Annotated in this window: 12 protein-coding genes and 1 pseudogene; 2 read left to right on the top strand and 11 right to left on the bottom strand. The window is 40.9% G+C overall.

Going from position 1 to position 12,583, the window contains the following annotated elements:
- Positions 1 to 401: 401 nt before the first annotated feature.
- A complete protein-coding gene (locus AB6E51_RS21120) occupies positions 402 to 770 on the top strand; it encodes a phage protein (RefSeq protein WP_102363314.1) in 369 nt (122 codons plus the stop codon).
- 209 nt (positions 771 to 979) lie between these two features.
- Here AB6E51_RS21120 and AB6E51_RS21115 read toward each other — a convergent pair whose 3' ends face one another.
- From AB6E51_RS21115 to AB6E51_RS21090, 6 genes are all read right to left on the bottom strand, one after another.
- Positions 980 to 1,297, bottom strand: a complete 318-nt coding sequence (locus AB6E51_RS21115) for a hypothetical protein (protein ID WP_372140139.1) — start codon at positions 1,295 to 1,297, stop codon at positions 980 to 982.
- Positions 1,298 to 1,318: 21 nt separating this feature from the next.
- Complete coding sequence (locus AB6E51_RS21110) at positions 1,319 to 1,642, bottom strand: hypothetical protein (protein ID WP_372140137.1); 324 nt, start codon at positions 1,640 to 1,642, stop codon at positions 1,319 to 1,321.
- A 478-nt stretch (positions 1,643 to 2,120) separates the two neighbouring features.
- The gene (locus AB6E51_RS21105; RefSeq protein ID WP_372140135.1) at positions 2,121 to 2,513 is read right to left on the bottom strand and encodes a lysozyme inhibitor LprI family protein; all 393 of its coding nucleotides are present in this window, start codon (positions 2,511 to 2,513) and stop codon (positions 2,121 to 2,123) included.
- A 36-nt stretch (positions 2,514 to 2,549) separates the two neighbouring features.
- Positions 2,550 to 2,708 (bottom strand): hypothetical protein, encoded by a 159-nt coding sequence (locus AB6E51_RS21100; RefSeq protein ID WP_372140133.1) that lies wholly within the window; start codon positions 2,706 to 2,708, stop codon positions 2,550 to 2,552.
- A gap of 39 nt (positions 2,709 to 2,747) precedes the next feature.
- Complete coding sequence (locus tag AB6E51_RS21095) at positions 2,748 to 3,506, bottom strand: hypothetical protein (protein ID WP_372140131.1); 759 nt, start codon at positions 3,504 to 3,506, stop codon at positions 2,748 to 2,750.
- Positions 3,507 to 3,692: 186 nt separating this feature from the next.
- Positions 3,693 to 4,457, bottom strand: coding sequence for a hypothetical protein (locus AB6E51_RS21090; protein WP_372140129.1), 765 nt, complete (start codon positions 4,455 to 4,457; stop codon positions 3,693 to 3,695).
- A gap of 330 nt (positions 4,458 to 4,787) precedes the next feature.
- On the opposite strand from AB6E51_RS21090, the pseudogene AB6E51_RS21085 reads away from it, so the two are divergent.
- Positions 4,788 to 5,356: pseudogene (locus AB6E51_RS21085) on the top strand (IS1 family transposase).
- Between the two features lie 776 nt (positions 5,357 to 6,132).
- Here the strand turns inward: AB6E51_RS21085 and AB6E51_RS21080 are convergent.
- From AB6E51_RS21080 to AB6E51_RS21060, 5 genes are all read right to left on the bottom strand, one after another.
- Positions 6,133 to 6,435 (bottom strand): HigA family addiction module antitoxin, encoded by a 303-nt coding sequence (locus AB6E51_RS21080; RefSeq protein WP_016768481.1) that lies wholly within the window; start codon positions 6,433 to 6,435, stop codon positions 6,133 to 6,135.
- Positions 6,435 to 6,713, bottom strand: a complete 279-nt coding sequence (locus AB6E51_RS21075; protein ID WP_016790697.1) for a type II toxin-antitoxin system RelE/ParE family toxin — start codon at positions 6,711 to 6,713, stop codon at positions 6,435 to 6,437. Before AB6E51_RS21075 ends, AB6E51_RS21080 begins: the two co-directional genes overlap by 1 nt.
- A 454-nt stretch (positions 6,714 to 7,167) precedes the next feature.
- Positions 7,168 to 9,870 carry a DEAD/DEAH box helicase gene (locus tag AB6E51_RS21070; protein ID WP_372140126.1) on the bottom strand — a complete coding sequence of 901 codons (2,703 nt, stop codon included), beginning with the start codon at positions 9,868 to 9,870 and terminating at the stop codon, positions 7,168 to 7,170.
- 15 nt (positions 9,871 to 9,885) lie between these two features.
- On the bottom strand, positions 9,886 to 11,415 hold the full coding sequence (locus AB6E51_RS21065; protein ID WP_372140124.1) for a site-specific DNA-methyltransferase: 1,530 nt from the start codon (positions 11,413 to 11,415) through the stop codon (positions 9,886 to 9,888).
- 9 nt (positions 11,416 to 11,424) lie between these two features.
- Positions 11,425 to 11,661 carry a transcription factor gene (locus AB6E51_RS21060; RefSeq protein ID WP_108745471.1) on the bottom strand — a complete coding sequence of 79 codons (237 nt, stop codon included), beginning with the start codon at positions 11,659 to 11,661 and terminating at the stop codon, positions 11,425 to 11,427.
- Positions 11,662 to 12,583: the final 922 nt, after the last annotated feature.

The raw sequence follows: 12,583 nt of genomic DNA, 5'->3' as shown, positions 1-12,583 counted from the left end.
CGGTTAAGTAGGTTCGTGGCTCTCTGATTGAACATAATACCCGTTCTATGCACTACAACAAAAGGTCAGCTATTAGCTGACTTTTTGTTGAATCTCGCAAAATAGCAGAGATTAGGAAATGTATAGTTAATCACCATTAACGGACTGTGAATGAGCTTTAGCACTAACCCATAAAGGGGCATTTTCGAGCTAGAAAATGCCATGTGTTAAATTTCAGATTGTGACGCTTTTGGACATAAATGAGTTTCAGGGATTTTAATATTAGTGATTCATGAATAACTTTTTATAAGGCAAGTTTGCCAATTAATACGCCTTTGTACAGTGCGCACTTTGTCTGATTATGTTTAATGGTGCATATCTCGTTAATTCAGTGCAACCTCTTGTATTTAGAGGTTTTATCATTGAAGTATCGCGAAATGAGTAAGAATTACATTTTTCGAGAACTGGAATGCCAAATGACCAAGGAAGAGGTCGCCGAATTGTGTTTTAAATCTGTGAGAACAGTCACAGGTTGGGATGAGGGAAATCCAATTCCGCCCGAGTGTAAAAGGCTTATGAGAATGGCAAAAGGTCGGGAACTAAGCATTAGTGAAGATTGGGTACAGTTCAAAATGTTATACGACAGGATGGAGCTGCCGACTGGCCAAGTGGTGAGGCCACAACAAATACTAGCAGGGATTGCTCTTTTGGGGATTCAATCTGAACTAGAGATTAAAACCTCAACACACTTACTTGGCCTTGCAAGAGCGATAGCCAATATCAAGAGATAGGATTAGAAAAGTATGGTTCTTCACGAGACATTCTAAAATGCATGACCGCAAAATATGCGCATTAAAATGTATATTGATAAGGTAGTTGTGACTGCAAACATGATCCTTAATCAAGTTAATTAGTCCTCCTTTCGCATATCAAGGAGAAATAAGCCGAGCCCATTGCGAGTGGATTCGGCTTTTTATTTAAAGCATCTTAATAACGACGCCTAGTGTTCTACTATATCTCCAAAAGCAATGCATGATGTTATACCTAACAAAGCGTTTCGTTCAGTAACATAGTCAAATTGAGGAACATTCATTTCTAACTCAGTAGCAATCTTTTTTGAAGTTTTTCGACATTTGATAAGTACTGCTTTGGTATCAGGAACGAACTGATACTCTTGATACTGAACGGTCAGCGTTCCTTCTTCTACGCTATAGTTAACACCATTCTCGGTCTCATCCATTTGCATTCCGTCATACTGGTGAGAAGTGCAACCATTCAAAGTCAAAAATATGGCAGCAAGAAGTAATTGATTTTTCATAGTTACTCTTAATTGTATTGTTTATATGTTGTCAGATGTAATGCCTTTATAAGACCTAAATCTACAGTCACCCTCTGTCTCATATTCCAAACCTAAACGATCTTTTGGCTCACGCTTGATAGTCACGCCAACCATATCAGAAGCCTTACGAGGGCACTTTCCTTTGGCATTTTTATATATATTTGCAGCTTGTTCTAAGCCAATGACGTCAGTAATCTCTAATTGAACGTCCATCTTCTGTTTTTGTTCTACTCTCTGAGCATTTTTTACAGAGTTATAAATGAATGGACTAGCAACTATAGAAGCGCCAATGACTAAAGAACCAATTATTATAGACTTGTTCATTTTTACTTCGCTTATGTAGAACTCAGAAGTCCTAACTATGAAATTAAGGGATAAGATACTGATAGGTTATCATTTTTTTCGTTTCTAAATTAGTGATATTAATCAATACTCATATTAATCGCATGTTAAAAGAAAAGAAAGGTTCTATTAGCGCTGATAGATTGGTCGAATTTACCCCCGTGATACAACACGGGGATTCACGGCGAACTGCATTGAAGAATTGATAAATTTTAGTAAGGGAAAAGCCCATAAACAGGATGTGAATGAGTAAAAGGTCTAGCTTACAATGGGGCATTTATGAGTTAAGTCGCCCCGCCAGCAAGGATCTGGACATTTATTTGCCAGCGCCTTTGCTAAATTAGCAAGTCATGGACAACATAAGGTATGGCAAAGTTAGTGTGATTAGCTATAGCGATGAGTGATCACACTAACAAAAAGGTTGGTTTAGGTGCGTATTACTTGCACTTACGTTAAGTTATCAGTTTCCAAGTGCTATCAGCTCATCTAAGTCACTTTGCAAATGAGCGATGCGTTCATGTATCAAAGTTTCTAATTCTGATTGATATATTAGCGGGTAAATTGAACCACCTTGGTAGAAACTAGCAACTGCACGTGCTTGAGCTTCGCTATATGCCTCCCAGTCGATTTGGCTTTTCTCGTAGAATTGGATACGGTCGCTATCTATCTTAGATTTCAAAACACCAAACACAGCATTTAACTTGTCTACTGCTCTGGAGTAACTTTCAAGAGCTAGCTGATTCATTTCGATTTGAGTAAAATGTTCGCCTCTTACATTAGTAAGATGTGCAACTGAATCAGAATGAAGTACTTGCACATGATTTTGAACAGAATCGTTTTTTGCAGTAAGCAATTGAGCAAACGCATTTAAACTAGCTATATCAAGTTTTTATTCACTCATCTTTCTGTGGATATCCAGAACTTTCTGGTGTTTATCAAGCTGCTCTACCTCTGGTTTTGACTCGATCTTCCTTTTAATCAAATAAGCAGCACCTGAAATCAACACCCCGAGAGCAATAAAACCTATTTTTTCAATCAATTCTGTCATTTTAAATAATCCACTTTGTAGTTCTTAGCCTTATTGTGGTCAAAACTGCCATTCATTCTTGAGTTCGCTTAGTCTCACAACCTCTGCTTTAAAACGAATTGGGTAGTTTTCTTGGATCTCTTCAACCTGACGCTTCACCTCATGCTCACTGATTTCATTTGAATCAAGCACAAGATACAAATGAAAAACCAACTTTCTAGCATCAAAACCTTGCCATTGTTCATGTAATTGATGAGCCTGTTCAAGTACTTTTTTAACTCTTGATTTGACTCCAGACTTATTGGAAACCAGTTTTGTTTCGATAGCGTGAACATAAGTCCCATCGACAGCAACACCATCAAAGAAGATGTTTCTGCCCGAGGGAGTTCGAAATGTTACGTCGGGTTTAAATGACAATTTGAGTTTCTTAGATAGTGAGGTTAAGACCAGTTTTTCTGCAAAAATGGCTTTTGATATTCGGTCGCTGTCTGAGTTTAGTGTTACGTCAACACCATCTTCGATCAAATCTTCTTTAATTTTGCTTAATTGTTCTTGAGGTTCTGCGTAACCAAATAACTTAAGAAAATTATCTTCATTCTGATAATCAGAAGGTGCGTAGAGTACTTTATGATTTAAGTTCAGCGTCACAAAAAAAGCGCCTACCAATAATGTTGGAAACAACATTAGAAACCAAATATATACGCCCTGATGGGCTACATCCACAAATGGCAAGACTATTGTTCCGCTAATCTCTGCGATTGCAGCAAACATAGCAATAACTGTTAGAGGATTTTTAACATGTGTTATTTTTTCGACCACTGAACCTTCCTTTTACTTTTAAAGCGTTCAACACTCGGGATTTAGTGTTGGCTGCACAACACCTTAATCCTTACTTGTTATGTATCGTTCACACAAAAAAGCCCACGTATAAACGTGGGCTTTGGATCAACATAACTCTATTAAGCTTCTGCTAACTCAGAATCGAGTCGTGCAAAATCTGAAAAACTATTCTTCAGGTCTGTCCGCAAGGATTCTATTTCGGATTTCTTCAACGCTTGGGGCTTTCTTGAGATGTCCTGCTTCACCTTGTGTGAGTTTGTCCACACCAAAGCCAACTTCGCTTTTCCACCATTCATCAAGTTCGTCTCCGTGCTTTTTCTGTATAGCTTTGAGCATCGCTTCTTTGATGTTAAGTGAAGCAGCTCCTTCGTGTCCCGTCAAGGCAACTGCCAATATAACGTGACCACCCTTATTCTCTATGTAACCTCTAAGTGAAGCTAAAGTTCCACCCATCGATAAAGTGTCATCCAAGATAACATAATTACCGCCTTGCTGTACATCCCCATCGAAGAAAGGATATTGAGACAGACGATAAAATGCACCTTTATCTGTTCTTTGTGGCTTATTCGCTTGAACGATATCAGCGCAAAACTCAAGCTTTAGAGTTGCAGCTAAATAATAAGCTAAAGCCGCTGGAATCTTATTGGTGCCAAACTCTTCAATAGCATGAACAGGGAGTATCAAGGCACTACTTTCCTCAACAACAGCTCGTAGTTCTTCAATTTTTTCTAAAGGAACAATATCTTTAACTAGTTGCAATGCTGCGTCATTGCTACCATTTTTCTTTGCATCCTCATACCTTTCATGCTCCTTAGCCGAACCAAGAGGGCAAAAGATGAAAACTGGTGGGAAATTAGCCCATGCAACTCTGGTTTCTTCTTTTTTTAATCGTTCCCGGTATTCCGCAAGAGATACAACTTTACTAGGCATTGGCACTTCTACTAAATCAAATCTTTCAGCATTCTACTAGAATGCACATTTGATGCATATACTCGGATACATAACGCTTTCTTTACGATGACTGTTCGTATTTTATGAGAAAATAATGTCTTCTCTCTTTTTAATCTTCAACGACAAATCAATAAGATAACATCTATCATCAGGGTTAGAACAGTCTGTCGCGTATAATTTAGACAACTACCTTGAAAAACACCGGTTTCAGATAACTTTTAGTAGCCCCCCCCCCTCGTAGAACCTGTAGAGTATTCATTCTAAGTGTTTTTGGGGCAGATCTGAGTTAGCTGGCACTTTTTGAGAAAAGTGCCACGAGTAAAACTTCAGGTTAATTGTCGATTTTTCAGTCAGATCAATGCCGTTCGAAAGCATGGTAAAGGCGCTGCGGGCTATCAACTTTTTCGATGCCTCGATTGTCAGCGTACTTTTCAGCTCGACGATGCTTACGAAGCAAGTAAGCCTGGCGTTATCGCTAAAACATTGAGTTGATATGTGAGGTCGATGAACAATGGTCGTTTGTTAGTAATAAGAAAAATCAACGTTGGCTTTGGTATGCTTGGGAGCCTAGATATAAACGCATAATTGCCCACGCTTTTGGTAGAAGAGACACTGAGGCATTTAATAAACTACAACGTCTTCTATCGAAATTTACCATTCCTTTTTATTGTACAGATGACTACCGTGTTTATTCAGCGAACTAACCGAGAGAAAAACACATCATCGGTAAGCGGTATACGCAAAGGATAGAACGAACCAATCTCACCCTGAGAACTTGCTTAAAGCGACTCGTTCGAAAAACTATCGGTTTCTCCAGAGCAGAAGAAATGCACGATAAGGTCATAGGAACCTTTATCGAACGAGAGTTTTACTATTAATCAACAGATTGGAGTCATAACCCAAAAATCGATAACGCAGGAGTACATTCAAACCTTCCTGAATACTTTGAATTTTACAAAGAGCAACAATATCAATATTTAGTGTTAGGGATCGAAGCAATAGGGTTCATATCTAAGCCAAATCAAGAAGCTAACTTTACAGAGCATGGTTACAAGCTAACTTCGTTTGAGTCTGAAGCTGAAGCTGAACTATTTAAACCACTCTGAAAAAAGAAAAGCGCCTCCCTTAACAGCGGATAAAAATCAGCAAATAACGAATAACAAATTAGGTGTTCATTATTCCTCTTATGTAAAATCCGCGAGTTTGTTGTCAGAAACAGCACTCAGAACGCCTCAAACACTCATAGCAAAGGTTTCGGACACTTGAACAAGGCAATGCTTCCATACTTTCTGGTAAGTTTGTGACGCTTTTAAGTACGCTCCCCGCTTAAATGAACATCTTTTTAATTCAACCAAAAACTATACCGAATCAACGAGAAATCACACCTTAATGAACACTTATTAAAAGAGCCTCTTAACCATTGCAACAATGATTAATGGCTCTAGCAAAAAGGTTGGTTTGTGTTTGGGTGCGCACTAATTCAATTATTGCGAATGAATCAAGTATGGAAAATTCACTTAAGTTCAGTGTCCAGTCTGACTAGAGCGATCATTAGGGGGAGTAGTTAGGATTAAAAAAATGTTTATAACTCTACGAGCCTCTGCAATATCTTCTCTAGCGCAGCTCAGAGCCCAATGATCACTTGCTAATCTGACTAAGCCAAAGCTAGCTGGTCAAAATCTATAGTTTTAACAGCCTTGAGGTTAATAGTCTGCTTTGCTTTCCATAAATCATACTGGTGTTGCATCGCTAACCAACTCTCAGGAGTTCCGCCCAGTACAATCTGTAGCTTTAGTGCCATCTCAGGGCTGATAGAGCTTTGGCCTTTCACGATGCGGTTGAAAGTAGATGGACTTACACCCAAGTTCTTGGCTACGGCTCTAGAACTAAGGTTAAACGGTTCAAGGTACACATCGTGGATTAGTTCGCCCGGATGTGGAGGGTTGTGCATCATCATTAGTGATAGTCCCTATAGTCGAGTATAAAAGCGTTTCCATTTCTAAACTGAAACGTAACGCGCCAGTTGCCGTTAACATCAATAGCCCAAATATCATCTTTCTTTGGGTTTAGCTGATGTAGTCTCCAGCCAGGTTTATTGATATCAGCAATAACAATTGCGGTATTGATTACAGCTAACTGTAACCTTAGCTTTTTGATATGTTTGGCTTGGATACCCGCAGCAGTCCCTTTAACAAAGAACTTTTCCAGACCTGTATGCTTAAATGATTTTATCATGTAGATATCATAGCGTGTTGCGCCTCGCGCTACAACCTTGATAGATACATTTTAGCTCTTTAGCTAGTTTTGCTATACCCGTGCTTGTTAGCAGCTATATGCTTACATGTAGAGTCAGTATCATTAATTTAGAGAAAACTGATTATTTTGAGTATTAGGATCAACAAAACAGGTGAAATCAAAGCGAGTTACAACTTTTTAACATTTAGTAAAATTCAGAAATTAACTTTCAGAATGCTTTAGGGGGTATTTCAGCGAAAGATCCAATGCGCCATAGCCCTCTAAAATGCGAACATATGACAAAGTCGCTTGGTGCTAACCAAGCGACTAACCAAGTCGAAAATGATAAATGGACAAAAATCAGTTTCATCGCTTATTTTGCATTTGCATATTTAGTCACAAAAATTGAGGAGTCCAAGTAAAGGACTCCTCAAATAACTACAGATATCTCAGTTTACTTTGAAATTAACGCTTGAATCTGCTGGCGAACATCGCGGCCTTGCCCGTCTTGTTCAACGGCCATAATGAACAGACATTTCCCATTGCTCAGTTCTGCCCATTTATCACCGATAGCACGTTTTTCCGCTGAGTCGTCATTAGTTACATAAGCTTCACCTTTGTACTCAACAACTAGCATTCGACCATCGCTAAGCTCACATATAAAGTCTGGGTAAAACTTGTTATGAGCCAGTGGCAGCCAGAATGAAGCTTGATCTCGGCGTACCAGGTTACGAATCCAGTGTTTTACCTCCGGCAGGCCATCTATGGCTTTAGCACACTCGTATTCCTCACCTGTAGCTTTCAGATCCTCAATAAGGTTCTGCGGAAAGTAATGTTTCTGGAATTTGTAGCGACCAGAGTAGTATGGTGGACGAGACGGGTAATGGCTCGGCTCGAAGTGGTACATGAATTCATCAGATACGCACGCTGTACTTTCAGCACCGAACAAACAAGCTTGATATCCAACTCGCTGAGCTTGTTTGCGGTACAAGCGGATGAGATCTCGAATAGCACGGGCCAATGGGAACTTATTGCGAACCAAAGCTGTAAGGGTCAAGTTAGGCTTTTGAAGCAAAGTTTTGACTAGGCGACCTAAGAAGCCAACAAGCTGATGTTGCAGCACATCTGGTTGTCGCAACTCCCTGTCCAGCCAGCGGACGAGATCTTGCTCAGTAACATCAATAAAGCCTTGGTTAAAAGCGATGACTTCCTTTTGATCGGCAACCTTGTAAGTGAGAGACTTACCATCCATGTCAATCGCAAAACTATTGCTGGTCTCGTTCATTACAAAGTTGGTTAACTCTGCTGGGTAGTCGAGCAGATTCCAGCTATGTGCGTGCAGGAAAACTTCTGATTCAACTAGCTCCAGCTCGCCCTGTTCCATCATGCACAGATAAGGAAGAGAACCAAATTTTTCACCACGTTCAGATGGTGCCTTCGTAGCTTCAATAGCCTGATTATGCACTCGAATATCACGTTCGAAGGCTTTACGATTTTTACCCGCTTTTACGTGCTTCGTTAGCGCTTTTTGTATGCTTGGTGATACTTCGCCAGTCACTTTGACCACTGCGGTGTCGGTTTGCTCATCCCGAGTCATCGTGATCTGTTTTTTCTCTAACTCGGAAAGCTCTGTTAGGTCTGGTAGATCCTCAACCTCTACAACAATAGAGGGAGGTGGTGTCGGTTTTGCTTTATTTTGCTCCGGCTCACCACCAAATAGCTCCCCTTGACCACCCGTCGGAGCCTGCTCTCGTAAAAATGCAGCGATCTCCATTTCTTCAAAGCCCATAGCGATGAGCTTATCGGTCAGCTCTTGAGCTGCTTTTGCGAACTTCGACGTAGCAAGATGTGCATAAGCACGGTTCAAATCTTCAATGGTTCGACGGCTGGCATACGGCATACGCAGTACACGACCAAGTAGCTGTTCAGCATCTTTACTAGAAGATACTTGCTTCACCGAGCAAAATACGTAGGCAAAGGAGCAATCCCAACCTTCTTTAAGGGCTTCGATAGTAATGATGTATTCAATCGGGCAATTTTGATCGAACAGATTGATCCCATCTAACTCTCGTTGGCTACCTGTTGCTACAGCAATCTTATCTTCATCAATACCTAGCTGATTCATCAGGTGGTCTTTTAGTACCTCGACCGTAACATCACCTTTCTTATTTTCAGCTTGGAACAAAGCGATAGGGCGGATGTAATCCTCATCTTTTTGTGCGTCGGCTTGGAGCTTGTTACGAGTGATCACTGCATCCTGAACAGCATCTTGCCAGTTTTGATGCTCTGTCAAAACAATCGGCAATTTAATCATCTCTTCGGCTTTCAATTCGGCTGCCGAGACATGGAATAGGACGTTACTTCCGTTTGCGTTAGTGGTGTTTGGTGTAGCGGTAAACTCAATGACAGCAGCAGGGCGCACTCGTCGTAAAGTATCAAAGGTTAAGCTGGTACGAGCATTATGAGCTTCATCGACGATCACCACTGGCCGATACAATGCTAATAGGTTGGCAAAAGAGAATTTGATATTGCCGATCTCACGACTACTTAATCCGTTCTCTTGTACCTCAGCCTCAGAAACCGTCTCTAAGAGCGGTAAAGAAGGATGGTTTGCAGAAATCTTGGCAAAGTGAGGCTCAAAGTTTTCGTGATAAGCGTACACCTTGCGGCCAGAGGTGTCGGTAACTCTCAGGTTAGCTAGGGTCGATACCACCACAATGGCCTTGTTGCCTAAATCTTGTGGCCTAATTTGAGTCACTTCATCAATATCGAGCACCAGTACTTGGCGATTAAAAGCGGCATCAAGTTTTTCACGATAAGGATGGCCCGGTGTTTTCAGTGCTTCTACCGTTTGCTCGCGAATAGTGATGCTTGGGACTAGCCACAGTGCAATCGGGGCTTCGGTCTCTAGGTAATGACGTGCGGCGACATCAACAGCGTGCGAACCAAGAACGGTTTTACCACCACCCGTTGGGATACGCATACAAAAATACGGTACTTGCTCGAAACCGTAATCACGATAGGCATGGAGGGGGAGTTCTTGCTCTTCCAATGCTAACTTATACGCATCTTCTACACTGTCACTGCTTAGGCAGTGAGAAAGGAAAGATTGCATCACATCAACGGCACGTTGTTGATAACCTTTTAACTTAAACATTTTGTGGATTCCTTATCAAAGAGTGCCGACGTCATATGGGATCTGCTTGAACGTGATGTTCGCTTGCTTCAAGCGAGCCTCGCCTAAACGACTGGATTCACCGTAGATCACGATGCGCTCGTGCTTGTCGATGTCTGGTAAGTTGTTGAGTACCTTGCTTGTTAGTACATTGCCACCTGCCGGACGACGATCACCTAGTATGCCGTTGTAGAGCAAGTAGTATGCGGTATCGTTATGAACACCCAGCAATGGGGTATCCGTTTTATTACCGAGTGGTGTTTTTGTCTCCAAATACCAGATATGTGATGCCAATGTTGGGAACTTAATATCGCTATTCAGGCAACCATATTCGTCGAATACGGCTTCACCTAGCTTGTAGAAGCGGAAACCTCCACCTCCGGTCCAGCTTAGAGCTTGTGATACTCCTCCTTCTTCACCATCGGTAACCTTTTTTAATCGCGGTACGATATGAGATCGAGCATGATCCCCAATTTCAACCATTAACCAACGTCTATTCATTTTATGTGCAACAGCCCCGGTAGTGCCTGAACCAGCAAATGAGTCCAATATTAAGTCATTTGTGTTTGTTGCAATGTGAATAATTCTATGGAGTAGCTCTTCTGGTTTTGGTGTGTCGAATGTGACATTATCAAGGACTGTATTAACGTGCTTCTTAGCTGTATCTGTAGTTCCTACCTCATCAGCTTTCCATAATGTTTCCGGTGTAACCCCCTTGTCTTCTGACTCTGACAGAAATTTCTTAATTCGGGGAGCATTATTGCCATCTTTTCCAAACCAGATTCGATTATCATCAATTTCCTGGTTCATTTTGGCTTTTGAATAACGCCAACAGTTCCCTTTAGGCGGCTCAACCTCTTTCCCGCCAGGAGTGGTGAGAGTATAGAATTGACTTGCTGTGCCATGACCTGCCTGTGCTAGTGCAGAAATTGACTGCCAGTCACCTCTCGGGTCATTATCTGGGTTTTTGTAACGTTTTCTTATCTCATCCGTCATTGGAAGGGGATTACGGACAGCCTCGAATTTTGGCTTATTTTTGGCATAGACTAGAATGTGATCGTGATTAAACGAAAAAACTCGGCGATTTTCTCTCGTCTTTCGTTTCTCCCATACCATCGATGCAATAAAGTTATTTCTTCCGAAAACCTCATCGCTTATGACTTTGCAATAGTGCATCTCTGAGTCGTCTAGCGTTATCCAGATAGAACCATCCTCAGATAACAATTCTCTTAGCAATTCAAGTCTCGGGTATATCATTGATAACCATTGACTGTGTTCAAGGTTATCATCGTAGTGCTCAAAAGCACTTCTAGTATTATAAGGAGGATCGATAAATATACATTTCACTTTCCCTGCATAATGAGGAATCAAAGCTTTAAGCGCTTCAAGGTTATCACCTTGAATTAGTAAATTTTCATTTTCGGCATCACCATAGGAGAATTCTGCTACTTCTTCCAGCAGCCTGTAGGTGCATTTTTTAGCCGTCGTTACAGCTTCGTCTTTGTTAAGCCAATTCAAAATAGGCATCTTAGATCCTCAAATCTTGTCTACGTCTAAGCCAGCTTGTTTCAATCGGCTTGTAAGGTTTCTCATTTTGCTAAATTCGGTGCCATAGCTGGGCTTGAGGCCAACCTCTTCACAAAACTCTTTCGCTGTGATGTCTTGAAGCTCATCAGCGTATTTAATCGACTGCAAGTGCAACTCTGCCATAAAGCCGTTCCGTGGAGCTGAGGCAAGTGCTTTTTTAATTTCTTCTTTAATCATTTTGTTCATAATGTACTCAATATGATTCATAGTGCCCGCTGGAGATTTTAGCAAAATTAGCTAAAAAAGCTAATTAACCTTCAAAGGATGGGCACTTATGAATTGTTATGCTGAATTGTAAGAAAGGAACAAGCCGAGTGAAGCTAATAATGGGGCATTTATCAGCTAGAGTAATCCTTATAATGATTGTGATCACCAATGTTTTTGTAAGCTCTATTCACAGATCAACCTTTAATATCTTCGCAGAAAATCAAGATAGTTACCCTGTCATTTTCAGTCCCATGAGTCGCTGTGCGACGAATACCAGAACGCGCTCACGAAGTGAGTAAGATAAGGACTTATCCTCCAGATTAAGTTTAATGAATAGATCATACCAACGGCACGAAAATGGCCTTTCGCCTTGCTAGAATGCGCGAGCGAAGCGAGTAAGATGTACGTTGTTGGTTGATTTGACTCGTGGTTATTTTGGTGGTTCCACTAAATCTTATGTATATGCTCAGTAGTTTCCTGTCGAATGACAAAAGAAAGATCCAGCGCAGCCAGCGATGGCGTTGTTCTTTTTTAATTCATCCTGGTTTAATGCTGGCTGTTGGTACCATGGAGCGAAGCGACTGTTGTTGTAGGATCGATCAAGCTAGACTTGGGTATTAGACTGACGCGCTATCGCTTGTCGGCTTCACACTGGCTCTACATACAAGTATGTAGCAGCCAGAGTGAACCTTAACTTCTTATCTAATGTTTACTTAAATATTTATTTATATACGAAGTTTAACTACGGAGTACACATAACCGCAGTCCATTTTTTAATGCCATCTTTGTGCTCTTTCCTTATACTCTTTTATTGCACCCCCTTTTAGATTTAACATGAAAAGACGATTCAAAACGATCGGTAGGGGACGAGCATAAAGGTTAGACTTTGGTAAACACGGGA

The sequence above is a fragment of the Vibrio sp. 10N.247.311.47 genome, assembly GCF_041467535.1.
Taxonomy (GTDB): Bacteria; Pseudomonadota; Gammaproteobacteria; order Enterobacterales; family Vibrionaceae; genus Vibrio; species Vibrio crassostreae_C.
This window is presented reverse-complemented; position numbering and strand designations above follow the sequence as displayed.

Excerpts from the sequence above, each read along its gene's own strand:
- AB6E51_RS21090 (WP_372140129.1), bottom strand. The coding sequence starts at position 4,457 with ATGCCTAGTAAAGTTGTATCTCTTGCGGAATACCGGGAACGATTAAAA.
- AB6E51_RS21060 (WP_108745471.1), bottom strand. The coding sequence starts at position 11,661 with ATGAACAAAATGATTAAAGAAGAAATTAAAAAAGCACTTGCCTCAGCT.
- AB6E51_RS21080 (WP_016768481.1), bottom strand. The coding sequence starts at position 6,435 with ATGATGATGCACAACCCTCCACATCCGGGCGAACTAATCCACGATGTG.
- AB6E51_RS21065 (WP_372140124.1), bottom strand. The coding sequence starts at position 11,415 with ATGCCTATTTTGAATTGGCTTAACAAAGACGAAGCTGTAACGACGGCT.
- AB6E51_RS21070 (WP_372140126.1), bottom strand. The coding sequence starts at position 9,870 with ATGTTTAAGTTAAAAGGTTATCAACAACGTGCCGTTGATGTGATGCAA.
- AB6E51_RS21100 (WP_372140133.1), bottom strand. The coding sequence starts at position 2,708 with ATGACAGAATTGATTGAAAAAATAGGTTTTATTGCTCTCGGGGTGTTG.
- AB6E51_RS21075 (WP_016790697.1), bottom strand. The coding sequence starts at position 6,713 with ATGATAAAATCATTTAAGCATACAGGTCTGGAAAAGTTCTTTGTTAAA.
- AB6E51_RS21110 (WP_372140137.1), bottom strand. The coding sequence starts at position 1,642 with ATGAACAAGTCTATAATAATTGGTTCTTTAGTCATTGGCGCTTCTATA.
- AB6E51_RS21115 (WP_372140139.1), bottom strand. The coding sequence starts at position 1,297 with ATGAAAAATCAATTACTTCTTGCTGCCATATTTTTGACTTTGAATGGT.